This is a genomic window from Kitasatospora sp. NPDC094019 (assembly GCF_044764505.1).
In the GTDB taxonomy this organism is placed as follows: domain Bacteria; phylum Actinomycetota; class Actinomycetes; order Streptomycetales; family Streptomycetaceae; genus Kitasatospora.
Window position 1 is genome coordinate 125,197 of record NZ_JBIWIF010000014.1, and the last position, 16,609, is coordinate 141,805.

At 69.0% G+C, this 16,609-nt stretch carries 14 protein-coding genes; 10 read left to right on the forward strand and 4 right to left on the reverse strand.

Translation table 11 applies throughout. The annotated features are described in order from the left end of the window. Positions 1 to 68 precede the first annotated feature (68 nt). From ACIQ9P_RS27990 to ACIQ9P_RS28020, 7 genes are all read left to right on the forward strand, one after another. Entirely contained in the window at positions 69 to 953 is an 885-nt protein-coding gene (locus ACIQ9P_RS27990) for an aminoglycoside phosphotransferase family protein (protein ID WP_402361812.1), read from the forward strand. Beyond that, complete coding sequence (locus ACIQ9P_RS27995; RefSeq protein ID WP_402361815.1) at positions 950 to 1,660, forward strand: histidine phosphatase family protein; 711 nt, start codon at positions 950 to 952, stop codon at positions 1,658 to 1,660. Before ACIQ9P_RS27990 ends, ACIQ9P_RS27995 begins: the two co-directional genes overlap by 4 nt. Further along, positions 1,653 to 2,945 carry a serine--tRNA ligase gene (serS, locus tag ACIQ9P_RS28000; RefSeq protein WP_402361818.1) on the forward strand — a complete coding sequence of 431 codons (1,293 nt, stop codon included), beginning with the start codon at positions 1,653 to 1,655 and terminating at the stop codon, positions 2,943 to 2,945. Before ACIQ9P_RS27995 ends, serS begins: the two co-directional genes overlap by 8 nt. Beyond that, the gene (locus tag ACIQ9P_RS28005; protein ID WP_402361821.1) at positions 2,946 to 3,968 is read left to right on the forward strand and encodes a glycosyltransferase; all 1,023 of its coding nucleotides are present in this window, start codon (positions 2,946 to 2,948) and stop codon (positions 3,966 to 3,968) included. Then, a complete protein-coding gene (locus ACIQ9P_RS28010; RefSeq protein WP_402361824.1) occupies positions 3,962 to 5,008 on the forward strand; it encodes a hypothetical protein in 1,047 nt (348 codons plus the stop codon). Before ACIQ9P_RS28005 ends, ACIQ9P_RS28010 begins: the two co-directional genes overlap by 7 nt. Positions 5,009 to 5,109: 101 nt before the next feature. Further along, positions 5,110 to 5,274 (forward strand): hypothetical protein, encoded by a 165-nt coding sequence (locus ACIQ9P_RS28015; protein WP_402361826.1) that lies wholly within the window; start codon positions 5,110 to 5,112, stop codon positions 5,272 to 5,274. A 260-nt stretch (positions 5,275 to 5,534) separates the two neighbouring features. Beyond that, positions 5,535 to 10,427 (forward strand): DEAD/DEAH box helicase, encoded by a 4,893-nt coding sequence (locus ACIQ9P_RS28020; protein WP_402361829.1) that lies wholly within the window; start codon positions 5,535 to 5,537, stop codon positions 10,425 to 10,427. Positions 10,428 to 10,923: 496 nt separating this feature from the next. Here the strand turns inward: ACIQ9P_RS28020 and ACIQ9P_RS28025 are convergent, their stop codons facing one another. From ACIQ9P_RS28025 to ACIQ9P_RS28040, 4 genes are all read right to left on the reverse strand, one after another. After that, positions 10,924 to 11,865 carry a hypothetical protein gene (locus ACIQ9P_RS28025; RefSeq protein ID WP_402361832.1) on the reverse strand — a complete coding sequence of 314 codons (942 nt, stop codon included), beginning with the start codon at positions 11,863 to 11,865 and terminating at the stop codon, positions 10,924 to 10,926. Next, positions 11,862 to 12,383, reverse strand: coding sequence for a SigE family RNA polymerase sigma factor (locus ACIQ9P_RS28030; RefSeq protein ID WP_402361835.1), 522 nt, complete (start codon positions 12,381 to 12,383; stop codon positions 11,862 to 11,864). Before ACIQ9P_RS28030 ends, ACIQ9P_RS28025 begins: the two co-directional genes overlap by 4 nt. Positions 12,384 to 12,527: 144 nt before the next feature. Further along, a complete protein-coding gene (locus ACIQ9P_RS28035; protein WP_402361838.1) occupies positions 12,528 to 13,874 on the reverse strand; it encodes an FAD-binding oxidoreductase in 1,347 nt (448 codons plus the stop codon). 176 nt (positions 13,875 to 14,050) lie between these two features. After that, positions 14,051 to 14,434: a VOC family protein gene (locus ACIQ9P_RS28040; protein ID WP_402361841.1), complete on the reverse strand. Its 384-nt coding sequence runs from the start codon at positions 14,432 to 14,434 to the stop codon at positions 14,051 to 14,053. A 117-nt stretch (positions 14,435 to 14,551) separates the two neighbouring features. On the opposite strand from ACIQ9P_RS28040, the gene ACIQ9P_RS28045 reads away from it, so the two are divergent. The 3 genes from ACIQ9P_RS28045 (at position 14,552) to ACIQ9P_RS28055 (ending at position 16,560) form a co-directional block, all read left to right on the forward strand. Next, positions 14,552 to 15,259: a TetR/AcrR family transcriptional regulator gene (locus ACIQ9P_RS28045; RefSeq protein WP_402361844.1), complete on the forward strand. Its 708-nt coding sequence runs from the start codon at positions 14,552 to 14,554 to the stop codon at positions 15,257 to 15,259. 65 nt (positions 15,260 to 15,324) lie between these two features. Beyond that, a complete protein-coding gene (locus tag ACIQ9P_RS28050) occupies positions 15,325 to 15,756 on the forward strand; it encodes a GNAT family N-acetyltransferase (protein WP_402361848.1) in 432 nt (143 codons plus the stop codon). Positions 15,757 to 16,002: 246 nt separating this feature from the next. Further along, on the forward strand, positions 16,003 to 16,560 hold the full coding sequence (locus ACIQ9P_RS28055; RefSeq protein WP_402361851.1) for an SRPBCC family protein: 558 nt from the start codon (positions 16,003 to 16,005) through the stop codon (positions 16,558 to 16,560). Positions 16,561 to 16,609: the final 49 nt, after the last annotated feature.

Here is a 16,609-nt window from a genome sequence, read left to right on the forward strand (position 1 = left end):
CCGAACCGCCCACGCTCCTGCCCCCGCGCAGGGCTTGGCAGCGGCTCCGGGAGCACTACGGTCCGGAGGTGCACGGGTGGCTGGCCCGCGCCCCTGAGGTCTTCAACGAAGCCGCACGCCGCTGGCAGTTGACCCCCGACAGCTACCACGACGCAGGCCACGCCTCCCTGTTGATGGTGGCGCGTGAGCGAACCAGCGGGCGCGAGGTCCTGTTGAAGGCATGGCCCGACCACAGCCGCTACCGCAACGAGATGATCGCGCTGGGGATCTGGGCGGCCGGGCCGGCCGTCAGGGTGCTCGAGCACGCGGACGACCTCGGCGTCGCCGCCCTGGAAGTGGTAGCAGGCGTACCCGGCGGTTCCGTCGGACCGGAGACGCACGAGTACGAGGCGGTGGCCACCGCGCTGCGGCAACTGCATCGCCTTGGCCGGGGCGCGAACACCGCAGCCGCAGCACTTCCCAGCCTCCACGACTTCCTCGAATGCGAGTTGGTCCCGCGAGTCCACCGACGCCTGGCGGCGCAACGCCCCCAGCTGGAGGTCGACTGGGCGAGGCTCGGCGAGCGCTTGGTCGCCGGACTGCACCCGGACGCGGCACGGGCATCGGTCCTTCACGCGGACGTCTACCGCGAGAACGTCCTCTTCGACACCCACCGGAAGCCGGTCCTGGCGGACCCCCTGCCGATGGTCGGCGACGAGGTCTTCGACTGGGCCTTCTGGACCGTCTACTACGACCTGGGCACACACACCCGGGACCGCTTCGAGATCGCCGTCACCACCGCCAGCCTCGATCCGCGGCGGCTACGCCACTGGAGCCTCGCGCTCTGCGTGGACGGGCTCCTCTACTACCGTGAGGTGGGGGACCACCGCGCCTCCGTGATGGAGCGGGTGATCGCGGGGCTGGCCGGCGACCTCGATCTCACTGCGGTGCCGGAGAAGGGCGGCCAGACGTGACCACCTACCTCATGCGCCATTCCAGTACCCACTACAGCGCGGCTCACCGGGTCAACGGCGACCCGACTGTCGATCTTCCGCTGGATCCGGCCGGACGCGCCGCCTGCCGGACCGGTAGCGGCGTGCTCGCTGCCGTTCAACCGAAGATCTGGCTCACCTCGGCGTTCGCCAGGACGGGTGAGACGGCCCGGCTGCTGATGGGCGATGCCGATCAGCCCGTCAGGGTCGAGCCCACCCTCAATGAAGTCGACTACGGACAGTTCGAAGGCGGCCTCTTCACGGAGTACGCGCGCTGGCTCGTCGCCGCCGGACCATGGGAGAACCCTCCCGGGGCCGCCGAGTCCCAGCGTGAGGCCATCCGCAGAATGCTTGCCGGCCTCCGGAGCGCACTCCAGCTGCCCTCCCCTCGGACGGTCGTCGCGCACGGCCTGCTGGCCTCCGTGCTGCGGTGGCACAGACAGACCTCGCGCGACGCCCCCGGGCGGGCTATGCCGATCTTCTTCGACGAGGTTCCCTGCCTGTACCTGGTCAGGATCGAGGACCGCGAACTCGAAGACCTCACCGCGTCCCTGCTCGAAGTCCTGGATGCGGAGGAACAGGAGACCGCCGAGGCGGGCGGATGGTCATCCCGGCCAGAAGACCGGCGCACGCTTGCTACCTTCGATGGACCATCTGTCCAGCTGGAGGAGACGAACTCCCATGCATGATCCCCGCGCCCTCATCGAGATGGGCTCCGAGGCGGTCCGCCGCCTCGCCCGCCGCGGCTACACCCTGGATCTCTCTGCGTTGGAGTCTCTTCAGTCCAGCCGATCCCAGCTCATCACTCGCGTGGACGAGCTGCGGGCCGAGTCGAAGCGGGTCGCCCAGGAGGTCCAGCAGGCGGCCCGCCAGGGCGGCGACACCGAGACGCTGAAGGACCGGGCCCGCGACCTCAAGGAACAGATCCGGTCGGCCGAGGCGGAGCAGGAGCAGGTGCAGCAGGAGCTGCGCGACTTCCTGCTGACCATTCCCAACCTGCCGCTCGACAGCACCCCCGAGGGCGACTCGGACGAGCACGCCGTCGAGATCCGTCGCGTCGGCGCGCCGCCGTCCTTCTCCTTCGAGCCGAAGGACCATGTGGACCTCGGCGAGGCCCTCGGTATCCTCGACTTCGCCCGTGCCAGCAAGCTCTCCGGCTCCCGGTTCAGCGTCTCGCGCGGTGCCGGCGCCGCCATCGAGCGCGCCCTGGCGACGCTTTTCCTGGACCTGCACACCAAGCGGCACGGCTACGTCGAGCACGCGGTCCCGCACCTCGTCACCCGGCAGACCATGACCGGCACCGGCCAGCTCCCGAAGTTCGAGGAGGACCTCTTCGCCACCGGCATGGGCGAACGCGAGCTCTTCCTGATTCCGACCGCCGAGGTCCCGCTCACCAACCTCTACGCGGACGAGATCATCCCGCCCGCCGAACTCCCCCTGGCCCTCACCGCGCACACCCCGTGCTTCCGCTCGGAGGCCGGCTCCTACGGCCGGGACACCCGCGGCATCCTGCGCCAGCACCAGTTCTCCAAGGTCGAGATGGTCCGCATCTGCGACCCCGAGGACTCCCAGGCCGAGCTGGAGAAGATGCTCAGCCACGCCGAAGCCTGCCTCAAGGAGCTGGGACTGGCCTACCGGGTCGTCCAGCTAGCCGCCGGCGACCTCGGCTTCTCCGCCCAGATCACCTACGACATCGAGGTCTGGCTCCCCAGCCAGCAGACCTACCGCGAGATCTCCTCCGTCTCGGACTGCGGCTCCTTCCAGGCCCGTCGCGCGGGCATCCGCACCCGTGACGAGCACGGCAAGACCAAGCCCGTCGCCACCCTCAACGGCTCCGGACTGCCCATCGGCCGCACCCTGGCCGCACTTCTCGAACAGTGCCAGCAGCAGGACGGCTCCATCGTCCTGCCCGAGGCCCTGGTGCCCTACCTCGGATTCCGCCGGATCTCGGCGGACGGAACAACGGAGGCATAAGTGTTAGTCGGCATCTGCGACTTCCCCAGCAGCTACACCTTCCCGCCCGTCGGCTACGGCGGGATCGAACGCTGGCTCTGGGCAGTGGCGGAAGGCGCCCGAGCCGCAGGCGCCGACGTACACCTCCTCGGCCCCGGCTGGAGGACCGACCTCGGAGCGGACTGGACCACTCGTCCGATCCGTCTCGAAGACCTCCAGCCGGGTACCCGGCAGACTCGTGACCTGCGTTCCACCGGCTACGACCTGCTCGTGGTCGGACACGAGTACCCGTCGCTCCCCGGGTGGCGTCGGGTCTGGGCCGATCTCGACTGCGACGTCGCGACCTTCCAGCACTCGCCGGTCTTCCGGCATGCCGCCGACGCCTTCGACGCGAAGCGCTCCCGGCTCTACTGCTACTCGCCCGAGATGGCGGGGCTGTACGCCGCCCACGCACCGGTGCTGGAGCACGCGGTCCACCTCGGGCTCGGTGAAGCCGAACCTCCCGCCCGACCCGGCCGCGACCTCGTCTGGCTCGGCCGGATCGACGAGGAGAAGGCGCCGCACCTCGCGGTGCGCGCGGCCCAACTGCTCGGTCAGCGGATACACATCGTCGGACCGGTCTTCGACAACGACTACGTGCGCCGTCACCAGGCACTCTTCGCGGCTGATCACGTCAGCTGGGTCGGCGAAGTCGGAGGGGCAGCCAAGACGGCCGCGTTCTCCGACGCCTCGGTCTACGTCTACACCTGCTCACGAAGCTACGTGGAGGCCGGCGCCGCCGTGTTCGGGGAGTCCCTGCGTGCCAGCACGCCCGTCGCCGCGCTCTGTTGGCGAGACGGCACCTGCGCTGAGGCGGCTCTGTGCGAGACCACCGGAGCCGTTGCCAGAGTCGATCCTGAGCACGACGACGAGGACGCGGCCCTGGCGCTTGCCACTGCGATCGAGCGGTGCCTGGAACTGGACGCGCCGACCGTGCAGGACATCGGCCTGAACCGGTTCGACCCCGAGCGACACTTCCGCGCCCTTGCGACCAGGCCGTGCTGACCGCGGACCCACCGTCGAGGCTGCTCGATCTCCTGAGCGACCGCCTCGGGCTCGGCACGCAGTGGGAGATCGAGCACGACGCCAACGGCCGCTTCGAGATCCGCCACCGCGACTGGGGGACACCGTACCGGCCGGCCAGTCGACCGCTCCAGTGGGCCGGTCTGCTGCAGCAGTTGGAGAGCGACTTCCGCGCGGCTGGCGTCGCCCGTGCGAGACCGCTGCCCATGCGGTGGGGCCGGGACACCGAGTTGACGATCTCCGCCGTCCAGGCAGTCGACCCTCTTCTCAAGGACGGCAAGCCGTACGTCTTCCGCCGTGGCTACCTCCCCCAACCGGTCGTCCGACTGACCGGCGAGCGGGACCACGTCGGCGCCCTGAGGGAGGGATTCCTCACCTCGTTCGTCAACATCTCGCGCATCGAACCCGTCACTCGGACAGCCGAGTTCACCGGGATCCTCGACCACTGGCTCACACTGCTGTCCCGCATCGGCCTCCACGCCAGACACCTCACCATCCACGGCCGCAACGCCGTCTGGCAACGCCGCGAAGTCTGCGGCCTCACGGTGCACTTCCGGCACCTGGACCTTCCCATCGGTGACATCGTCCTGCTCTGGAACGCCGCGGATCCCAGCTGCATGGCGGTGGACCTGGGCTCCGGCCTCGAACGTCTCGCCTGGGCCCGCACCCGCCGCCCATGGTGGGAGCTGGCCGTCGGCCACTTCGCGACGTCCGGTGTGGCTACCGACGTGCTCGACTCCGTTCGAACCGCGACGCTGCTGGTCGGTAACGGCATCGCCCCTGCGGCACGAGGGGCCGGCGGTGTACTCCGCCGCATCCTTTCTGCCGTCCCCGTCGACGCCGCACCGCTCGGCGTCAGCACCCTGGTTCGGGCGAGCCACGGATTCTGGAGCCTCACCTCACCGATGGCCCTGCCGTGGCCCGAGGTCGACTTCGTCATAGAGCGCGAGATCCACCGCCGCGAAGGCACCTCTTCCAGCCCTCTCCCCCTACCGCGGTCGAGCTGGAGCGACAGGACGTGAGGCCCCGACGTAACCGGAACCCACCCGCCGAGTTCCGACTCCGCTTCGCCTGGACGACCGGGTTCTGTTTCAAGTGCGAGGAAGTCACCCAAGTCGCCGAGTTGGGCACACTCACCGTCGAAGGCGAGACCGTCACACTCGCGGCCTGCCACCTCTGCGCCTGGCGGCTGGAGCGGCAGCACCACCACGCCCGCCAGGCCCACCTCCGCGCCCAGCTCGCCGGTGCGTGGGCTGACGCGACCAGGCGGGCGGCTACCGCCTTGTAGGGGCGACTCGTGTGACCGGTCGCTTTTGTGGCACTCACGGGTTCCACTACCAAGTCGCTGAGCCAACCTGCCACCGCCAGGCACGTACGCAGGGGTGATCGTCTGCGCGTTGCCGGCCTGGCCTCGCCAGCTCGCGAGGGCCGCCTTGAGTCGTTTCCCGAGATCGTTTTGGCAGGCCCGGCTAGTCTCTCCTCGTAGACGGACGGCTGCCTCAATGGCCTGTGCAGCCGTCCTCCGGGTAGCGGAGGAAGCGGAGAACAGTGGCAACGACGGTGCACGAGGTCCTGAAGACGATCCGCGAGACCTCGAAGGACAACCACGAGCTCGGTAGTCGCTTCGAGCAGCTCATGGTCAAGTTCCTACGCACCGATCCCCAGTGGAACGAGCAGTTCAGCCAGGTCTGGCTGTGGGCGGACTGGCCCGGAGCCGCGTCGAACAAGAAGGACCTCGGCATCGACCTCGTCGCACAAGACCGGGAGACCGGCGGTTTCTGTGCGATCCAGTGCAAGTTCTACGAACCCAAGCACACTGTCCAGAAGCCGGACATCGATTCGTTTCTCTCAGCCTCGGGCAAGGGCGACTTTAGCCGTCGGATGATCATCTCGACGACTGAGAAGTGGGGCCCCAACGCAGACGAAACCATGAAGGGACAGCAACCTCCGGTCACTCGCCTCGGCCTGTCCGATATTGCCGCAAGCCCGATCGACTGGTTCTTCCCAACTTCCGGGCCGACCTTCGTTGCGGACCTGAAGCTGCACGACAAGAAGTCGCCGCGGCCGCATCAGCTGGAAGCAATCGACGCCGTGTTCGCCGGCTTCACTGGCAAGGATCGCGGCAGGCTGATCATGGCCTGCGGCACGGGGAAGACCTTCACCAGCCTGAAGATCGCCGAGCGCCTGCAGCAGGAGCGGGCGGCAGCAGGTCACGAACACAGCACCATACTGTTCCTGGTTCCCTCGATCGCCTTGCTGTCGCAGACCCTCCGTGAGTGGTCCTCGGAGAGTGAGGTCACGCTGCGTCCCTTCGCGGTCTGCTCCGACACGAAGGTCGGCAAGCAGCAGGTCGTCAACGACAACGTGGACATGGCCACCCACGACCTGGCGCTGCCGGCCACGACCGATCCCGGTAAGCTGACCAAGCAGATGGCCAGCGTGGCGACTGGTCCAGGGCTGACTGTTGTGTTCTCGACCTACCAGTCGATTGACACGATCGCCAAAGCACAGAAGAACGGTCTCGGCAGGTTCGACCTGATCCTCTGCGACGAAGCTCACCGCACCACGGGAGTCACCCTCGCTGGCGCGGATGAGTCGGCGTTTGTACGCGTCCACGACGACACGTATCTGGGCAGCGACCGCCGCCTTTACATGACAGCGACCCCTCGCATCTACAGCGAGGAGACCCAGCAGCAGGCCAAGGAGTCCAGCGCCGCTGTCGTCTCCATGGACCGCGAAGACCTCTATGGCCCGGAGTTCCACCGGCTCGGCTTCGGCAAGGCCGTGGAGCAGAATCTGCTCACGGACTACAAGGTCCTGATCCTCACGGTCGACGAGGGTGTCGTCGCCAAGACCCTTCAAGAAGGCTTCGCGGGTGGCGCCTCCGAGCTGGACCTGGACGACGCCGCGAAGATCATCGGCTGCTGGAACGCCATGGCCAAGCGAACCGGTACCTTCACCGACGGCACCGGCTTCGGCACCGACGAAGCTCCGATGAAGCGTGCTGTCGCTTTCGCTCGCTCCATCGCCGATTCCAAGCTCATCGCCGAGAACTTCAACACGATCGTCGAAGCCTACGACGATGCGGACGACGAGGTGCTCCACTGCGAGGTGGACCATGTCGACGGCACCTTCAATACCCTGCGCCGCAACCAGAAGCTGGACTGGCTCAAGCAGGACCCGGGGCCGGCCAAGGCCCGGATCCTGTCCAACGCGCGGTGTCTCTCCGAGGGAGTCGACGTCCCCGACCTCGATGCGGTGCTCTTCCTGCACCCGCGCAACTCGGTGGTCGATGTCGTGCAGTCGGTTGGCCGCGTCATGCGCCGGGCCAACGGCAAGAAGTACGGCTACATCATTCTGCCGGTCGCCGTCCCTGCCGGTACGTCCCCGGAGAAGGCTCTGGCGGACAACCAGCGCTTCCGCACCGTGTGGCAGGTGCTCCAGGCTCTGCGCGCCCACGATGACCGGTTCAACGCGACAGTCAACCAGATCAGGCTCAATCAGGAGGCGCCGCAGAACATCGGCATCGGCCATGTCGGCCCCGGCGACGAGCAGATCGGCGACCAAGACGGATCCACGACTCCTGCGGACGCCCAGAACGCGCAGCAGCAGGAAGCCCAGGCGGCTCAGTACATCCAGGAGGCCCTGCTCAAGGTCGACGACTGGCGCCAGGCCATCTACGCCCGCATCGTCGAGAAGGTCGGCGAGCGTACCTACTGGGAGAAGTGGGCCAAGGACGTCGCGTCGATCGCGCAGGCGCACGTCACCCGGATCAAGGCTGCTCTGAAGCTCGGTGACAAGAGGGCCGCGTTCGAGGAGTTCCTCGACGAACTGCGGGCGACGATAAACCCCGGTGTCACCGAGTCCGATGCGATCGACATGCTTGCCCAGCACATCGTCACCAAGCCCGTGTTCGACGCGCTGTTCGGCAGTTATGCGTTCACTGAGCACAACCCTGTCTCGCAGGCCATGCAGAAGATGCTCGACCAGCTCGACGACCAGGGGTTGGAGGCGGAGAGCAAGGACCTGGCAGGCTTCTACGAGTCGGTGCGGGTACGCGCCGAGGGCATCGACAACCATGCCGGTCGGCAGCAGGTCATCGTCGAGCTCTACGACAAGTTCTTCAAGACCGCCCTGCCGAAGACCGCAGACGCGCTTGGCATTGTCTACACCCCCGTCGAAGTGGTCGACTTCATCATCCGCTCCACCGAGCGGGCGCTGACCAAGCACTTCGGCCGCTCCCTCACGGACGAGGGTGTCCACGTTATCGACCCATTTGTGGGGACGGGGACCTTCCCGGTGCGACTGCTGCAGTCCGGACTGATCAAGCCCGAGGACTTGCTGCGCAAGTACACGAGCGAGCTGCACGCCAACGAGATCGTGCTGCTCGCTTACTACATCGCCGCCGTCAACATCGAGGCGGCCTTCCAGGAACTGACTGGCGCCAGCGACGTCTATCAGCCGTTCGAAGGCATCGTCCTCACTGATACCTTCCAGCTCGCCGAGGGCGGCGCCGCGAAGCTCGACGGCATGGACGTGCTCGAGGGCAACAGCGAGCGAGCAAAGAAGCAGAAGGCCCAGCCGATCACGGTCGTCGTCGGCAACCCGCCGTACTCGGTTGGACAGGACAGCGTCAACGACAACAACCAGAACCTCAAATACGAGGCGCTGGACAGCCGCATCGCGGAGACCTACGTCGCCAAGTCGGCTGTCGGCAACAAGAACAAGCTCTACGACTCCTATATCCGCGCCATCCGCTGGGCCTCGGACCGTATCCAGGAAGAGGGCATCGTTGCCTTCGTCTCCAACGGCGGCTACATCGACGGCACCAGTGCAGACGGGCTGCGCAAGTCGCTGGTCGAAGAGTTCGATGCCATCTACTGCTACAACCTGCGCGGGAACCAGCGAACCGCCGGCGAACAGTCCGCTCGGGAGGGAGGAAAGATCTTCGGCTCCGGCAGCCGTAACACCGTAGCCGTCCTCATCCTGGTCAAGGGCACCAAGGCATCCACTACAGCGACGGGCTGCGCGCTGTACTACAGCGACATCGGCGACTACCGCAGCCGCGAAGATAAGCTCCGCATCCTGGCATCCCAGCACCTCGACACCATTGACTGGCAACTGTTGATGCCCAATGCCGATGGCGACTGGATCAACCAGCGTTCCGAGCACTACACCACGTTCCAGGCCATCGGCGACAAGGACAAGAAACTCGCCGCAAACGCCGTATTCGCCACCTACTCCAGCGGTCTCAACTCTGCCCGTGATGCCTGGGTCTACAACTTCTCCGAGGAGACGGTCCGCACCAATATGGAGTCGATGATCGACTTCTACAACGAGCAGGTTGAGGGCTTCAAGAAGCACTGCCAGGCTCATGGCCTGACCGCCCCCAGCGTCCGGGATGTCGAGCAGTGGATCGACACCGATCCGAAGAAGATCAGCTGGAACCGGGCAGATAAGACAAGGCTTTCCAAGGGCCAGAAGTACGTCTTTGACGCGGCGTGCGTCGTCACATCCTCCTACCGTCCCTTTACCAAGCAGAAGCTGTATTTCCATTCGCGGTTGAACGACATGACATACCAACTGCCGCGACTGTTCCCCAGCGCCGACCACGAGAACATCGGCTTCTACATTACCGGCCCTGGCGCGGATGAGCCGTTCTCGGTACTCATGTTCGATGACATTCCGAACTTGCATGCTGTCGGAACTCGCAGCATGGGCCCGCACTTTGCCCGCTATACGTACCGAGAGCTCGGGCAAGGCGATGACTTGTTCGCTGCCGCCGAGGCTGAAATCGGCGGCGGATATGAGCAGGTCGAAAACATCACTGATGCGACCCTCTCCGCCTACCAGAAATCTTACTCGGACACCACGATCAACAAGGACGATATCTTCTTCTACGCATACGCCCTTCTGCACTCGCCTCAGTATCGAGAGCAGTTCGCTGCCGACCTGAAGAAGTCCTTGCCTCGTATCCCAAAGGTGCAGGACTTCCATGCTTTCGCCGCTGCGGGCCGTGCCCTGTCCGATCTCCACCTCGGCTACGAGCAGGCCAAGCCGTACCCCGGCATCGTCGAGAAGGTCACCGGCGGTACCTCGACTACCCCGCCAAGCGAGCTCTACCGCGTCGGCAAGAAGATGAAGTTCCCCAGGACGAAGGGCCAGCTCGACCGCACGACCATCGTCTTCAACCCTCGGATCACGCTCACCAACATCCCGGAGGAGGCGTACCGGTACCAGCTCGGGGCCCGCTCTGCCATTGAGTGGATCATGGATCGGTACTGGCTGAAGACGGACAAGGACTCCGACATTGTCAGCGACCCTAATGTCTGGTCCGAGGACCCCCGCTACATCATCGACCTGCTCAAGCGCATCGTCACGGTCAGCCTGGAGACGATGAAGATCGTCGACACGCTTCCGCCGCTCGACATCGTGGAGTAGCAGGCGCGATGCTGACACTCAACTCTTCCGGGCAGCGTTCTGGTGCTGGCGGGCACTCACGGTGGAGCTGCCAGAGCGATCATCAGTGAAGTCCCGGTTGACGCCAACGCTGACGCCAACCGTCCCGAACGATGGCACCCGAAAGCAGCCTTCCGTGGACGTCAGAATCACCCAAACTGGGGCATCTCACCGCCCCGGCTTGGCCTGAAAAGCGGAAGGTCGCCGGTTCGACCCCGGCCCTGGCCACAGTGGGAAAGCCCCCGGAGAGTTCGCTCTCCGGGGGCCTTTCGCGTAGGTGGTGACGGGTGAGCCGCTGCCGTGCTGACGGGGCGGCTACGGCGGCGAGGGCTCCACTGGCGGGTGGAGCCCTCGGCGGGTGGGGCCACAGCCGGGACGGTCGGCGCCCTCGGGGGAGGACGCTCCGCCGGGGTTGTGCGCCGGCGTCGTGGGGATGGTGGGGCCGCTCCCGTGGGGGTGGGGCCGGGTCAGGGGGAGGTCAGTTCTCCGCCCAGCCCTTCTTGGTGCCGATCAGGGAGCCGTCGGCCGCGTAGAGACGGAGGTCGGCGGCGACGCCGCGCTTGGCGGCGCCGATCCAGCGGGCCTCGGAGTCGCCGAGGGAGAGGATGGCGGGCTCGGCGGTGACGCCGTCGGCCCACTCGACGACGGCCCGGGCGGCCCCCGGGGGAACCAGGCCGATGTCCACCTTGGGAACGGTGTACAGCGGGTCTTCGGTGCCGTTCTTGGCCTGGGCGCCGAACCAGAAGTGGGCGAAGTTGTCCGGTGCCGCGGGCTCCCCGTGGAAGAAGCCCACCGGAGCTCCGGGCGGCGCGACGAAGGTCTCGTCGGAGCGGGAGAGCCGCTTGCCGTCCTGGATGTAGTAGAAGACCACGTGGTCCGCGTCGGGCGTCCCGTAGCGGGTGACGTACTCCTCGGTGGGTGCGGGCCAGGGGGAGCCGGCGTCGGCGTCCTCCTGCCAGATCAGCCGGGCCTGCTCGCGGATCCGCTCCTTGCCGGGGGCGGGCCACAGGGCCGCCCAGACGCTCCAGGGCTTGCCGTCCTTGGTGCCGGCGAGGACCTGGATCCGGGTCGGGACGAGCGGGTCGCGGGGGGTGCCCGGGGTCGCGGCGGGCCCGCCGGCGGCCGGGGTCAGCACGGTCGACACGTCCACGCTCGACGCCACCACCGCCCTGCCGCCGGCCGGGCCGATCCCGCCGGCTCCGCCGTTCACCGCCGCCACGCCGCCGAGGGCGGCGACCAGGGCGAGCGCCAGCGCCCCGCCCAGGGACGTCCGCCGCCGGACCAGCCGCCGTCGGCCGCCGGCCAGCACCGCCCCGTACGGGGCCGGGCCGGTCTCCATCGTCTCCGCCAGCCCGGCCAGGGCCCGGGCCACCTCCTCGCTGCCCGCCGCCCCGGTCGCCTGCGCCTCGTCGCGGTTCATGCCGCACCTCCGATGCTCGTCATGGTGATGAGTGAGGAGAGCTCGCGCAGCTTGGCGATGCCCTTCGACGCCTGGCTCTTGACCGTGCCCACCGAACAGCCCATGGCGGCCGCCGCCTGGGTCTCGCTCAGGTCCTCCCAGTAGCGCAGCACCACCGCCTGCCGCTGGCCCGGCGGCAGGGTGCCGAGCGCCTCCAGCAGGGCGGCCCGCTCGTCCAGCCGGGCGAAGCCGTCCGGGCCGGTCCGTTCCGGAACGGCGTTGACCAACTGCTCCGGGACCCGGCGCCGGAAGCGGCGGGCGTGCTCGTTGATGACGATCCGGCGCACGTAGGCGTACGGCTCGTCGGCCTTGGTGACCCTCCCCCAGGCGGCGTAGGTCCGCTCCAGCGCGGTCTGCACCACGTCCTCGGCGAGGTAGCGCTCCCCGGTCAGCAGGAACGCCGTTCGCATCAGACGTGGCCAGGCACCGGTCACGAACGCGTTGAACTCGGCATCCCGCTCGGCCTTCTTGGCTCCCATGAGTACCTCCTCGCCCTCCCAGAGTCCGCCCCGGCCGCGAACCGTTGCCGGGGCGGTCCGCGGAGTGGTCCGCGCGGACAGTCCGAACGGGCAGACGAGGAGGTCAGAAGGCTGGAGGACCGAGCGGGTCGGCGAGCGGGCGGGTCAGCCGGCGGGCGGGATGTTGAAGTTGAGCCGGAAGAGGTTCCCCGGGTCGTACACCGCCTTGAGCTCGGTGAGCCGCCGGTGCACGGGCTCCGGGTAGGCGGTGCGCACGACGGCCGGGTCGGCGTCGTCCAGGCCGAAGAAGTTGGCGAGCGCGCCGCCGGTGGACCACGGGCGGAGCCGCTCGTGCAGGGCGGCGTGCGCGGTGCGCAGCCCGTCCAGCGGGACCGGGCCGATCATGCTGGTGGAGAAGGCCAGGTAGCCGGCGTCCCGGCCGCCGACGGCGTTCGGGACGGCGGGCTCGCGCGAGTACGCCCCGCCCTGGAGCCGGAACTCGACGATCAGCGGGCTGTCGGTCTCCGGTCCGGCGAGTTCCAGGACGGCGTCCGCGGTCTCGCCGGTGAACTCGCGCAGGGCGGTGTTGCGGTCGTACGCGGGGTGCGCGAACGGCGGCTCGTGGTGGATCGTGCCGGCCTCGGTGAAGGGCAGCTCGCGGACGGTGTCGAGGAGCGGGGTGCCGAAGGCGCGCAGCGGCCGGACCCATTCCTCGCCCTGTTCGGCCGGGCCGCTCCAGGCGACCCGCAGGACGGCGGCGTAGCGGCCGCGGATCGGCTCCGGCACGGCGTCGATGTCGGGGTAGCGGATCAGCTGGGCCGAGGTGGCGAGTTCCTCGGGGACGGTCCGGCTCCACTCGGCCCAGCCGTGCAGCGCGGCGGCGGCGGTTTCGGCGGGGTAGTAGAGGCCGCCGCCGTAGAGGCCGGCGCAGGGGACGAGGTCGATCTCCATCGCGGTGACGATGCCGAAGTTGTCCTTGCCGCCGCGCAGGGCCCAGAACAGGTCGGGTTCGGTGCCGGGGCCGGTGTCGAGCAGTCGGCCGTCGGCGGTGACGACCTCCAGGCGGCGGACGTGGTCGGCGGCGAAGCCGTGGCGGCGGCCGAGCAGGCCGATGCCACCGCCGAGGGTGTAGCCGACGGCGCCGACGTCGGGGTTGGATCCGCTCAGCGGGGCGAGGCCGTGCGGTGCGGCGGCGTCGAGCACCTGGCGCCAGCGGACGCCGGCCCCGACGGTGGCGGTGCGGGCGGCGGGGTCGACGGTGACCTCGTCCAGGGCGGAGGTGTCGATCACCAGCTGGCCGTCGGTGGGGACGGAGATGCCGTGGCCGGTGGCGCGGACGGCGACGGCGAGGCCGTGCTCGGCGGCGTACCGGACGGCGGCGATCACGTCGCCGGTGTCGGCGGCGGACACCACCAGCGCCGGGCGGTGGTCCAGCGCGAGGTTGTAGCCGGTCCGTCGGGCGTCGTACTCGTCGTCTCCCGGCCGGTGCACCGGCCCTTTGGTCTCGATCATGCCGGGAGGCTAACCCGCGCGGGGGCGGAGCAATCCCGTCCGTATCCGATCTCTGTCAGGTCGCCGGCGAACGGCTCCTGACACCCCGTCACGCCTGCGGAGCGGGCCGCGCCCCGCCACGCGCGCGGGCCCGGCCGCGGCCTCCCCCCGGAGCCGCGGCCGGCCGTTCGCGGGCGCTACCGGCTGTCGCCGGAGGCGCGGGTCATGATCTCCAGGTTGTGCCCGTTCGGGTCCTCGAAGTAGGCGCCGCGGCCGCCGAACCAGTCGTTGACGCGACCGGCGTGGCGGTGGAACGGGTCGGCCCAGTAGGTGATCCCGCGCGCCTGGACCCGGCCGAGGATCTCGTCGAACTCCTCGTCCCCGACCAGGAAGGCGTAGTGCCCGGTGGGGACCGGTCCGTCGATCCGCATGACGTCCATCGCGACGTCGTTGGCGAGCCGGACGACGAGGAAGGGCTCGCTGCGCACGGGGGCGACCAGACCGAGGATCTCGGTCAGGAAGCGCGCGGTCTCCTCGTCGTCCCGTGCCGGGACGATCGTGTGGTTCAGCTGAACGGCCATGGAACGCTTCCCTCCTGGGACTTCCGGACGTACCGACGAGCGTAGGACTTGAAGTCCGCTTCACGTCAAGCATGTCGTAAACTACACGATGTAGTGCACTGCAAGGAGGAATTCCCCGTGACCACCGAACACCCCGCCCCGGCCGCGACCGCCCCGGCCGTGTCCCCGGACGCGACCGCCCCGGACGCCGCACCGGCCGCCGGGCACCGCGGCATGCCGGAGAAGCGGGTGGCGATCACCCGCGCGGCGCGCACCGTGTTCGGCCGGGAGGGATTCACCCGCACCAGCGTGGACGCCATCGCCGCCGAGGCCGGCGTCTCCAAGCGCACCATCTACAACCACTTCGCCGACAAGGAGCAGCTGTTCCAGTCGGTGGTCCTGGAGGGCGCCACCTCGGTCGCCGCCACCCAGGCGCGGATCGCCGACCGCCACCTGCGGAAGATCGTCGACCTGCGCACCGACCTGGTCGACTTCGGCCTGGAGCGGGTCGACTCGCTCACCACCTTCGCCGAGCACTGGGCGCTGGTCCGCACCATCGAGGCCGAGGCGCTGCACATCCGCCCGGCGCTGCTGGAAGCCTGGCAGGAGGCCGGCCCCCGGGAGACCCACCGGGTCCTGACGCACTGGATGACCGAGTTCGCCGAGCGCGGGCTGCTGGTGGTGCCGGACCCGGAGGAGGCCGCCCGGATGCTCAACCTGCTGACCTTCCTCGCCGTCGCCCAGCCCACCTTCTACGGCGCGCTGCCGATGTCGGCCGAGCGGATCGCCGAGGTCGTGGACCACGGCGTGGCGGCGTTCCTCGCGGTGTACGCCGTTCCGCGCTAGCCGGACCGCGCGGGCCGCGGCGCCGCCACCACCACGACCACCACGACCTGTCGGGGGGACCGGAGATGGAACTCACCTTCGTGGACGTCGGGCCGGACGGACCCGCGCTGCTGCGGGACGTCGCGCCGCTGCTGCTGACGCTGCGTCCGGCGCTCGGGGCGGCCGGCTTCGCCGCCTTCGCGGCCGAGGCGCACGCCCAGGGGCTGGTGTTCACCGCCGCGTACGACGGACGCGGGCGCTGCCTGGCGGTGGCCTCGCACCGGGTGCTGGCCACCAGCCGGGGGCGGCTGTTCTTCGTCGACGACCTGGTGACCGCGCCCCCGGCCCGCTCGGCCGGGGTCGGCGGGCGGCTGTTCGCGGTGCTCGGGGAGCGGGCCGCCGCGGCGGGCTGCGTCCGGATCGAGCTGGACTCGGGCACGGCCAACCACGGCGCGCACCGCTTCTACCACGCCCACCGGATGGCGGTCACCGCGCTGCACTTCGGTCTCGACCTCTGACACAGGGGCGGACGGGGACCAGGGCGGGCGACCGGAGCGGGGACAGAGCCGAGGGCAGGAGAACGGGCCCTGGGGCGCGTCTTCGAACCCGCGCCTGCGGGGCGGGGGTTCGAAGACGCGCCCTAGCACCCGGCGGGTAGCCCCCGAACCGGTTCCGGGCGCGGTGTGTCAGGTCCACGGCCGGACTTGACGGACCCGTCGGCACGCCTTTGACCCTCCCGCCGGCCGCCGCCCAGGATTCCGGCCATGGGAGAAAACACCGCAGAAAACGCCCCGCTTTTCCGTTCCCGGGCCGAGATCCGGATTTCCGCCACCCCCGACGAGATCTATTCGGTGATCAGCGACCTCCCGCGCTGCGGCGAGTGGAGCCCGGAATGCCAGGGCGGCAGCTGGGTCTCCGGCGCGCCCGCCGAGGTCGGTTCGGTGTTCCGCGGCGAGAACCTGCGCAGCCCGGACGTGGTCGCCTGGGCGCCGGTGGTCCGCGGCGTCTGGTTCACCCACGCCGAGGTGGTCGCGGCCGAGCCCGGCCGGACCTTCCGCTGGGCCATGCGGGACACCGCCGGGCACGCCCAGGACAGCGTCTGGGCCTTCGACGTGGCCCCCGGCCCGGGTCCGGACGCGGACGGCAGCGTGCTGGTGCACCACTTCCGGATGGGCACCGCCACCGAGGGGATCCGGGGCATCACCGCCGATATGGACGCGGACGCGAAGCGCCGCTTCTTCGCCGAGTGGGGCGAGAAGGTCGCGGCCGACCTCGGGGTGACGCTGGAGCGGATCAAGCGGGTCGTCGAGAAGGACCACTGAATTCGCCCCCCCTGGCATAAATCCCGATCAAGGCTCCTGGAACGGCGTC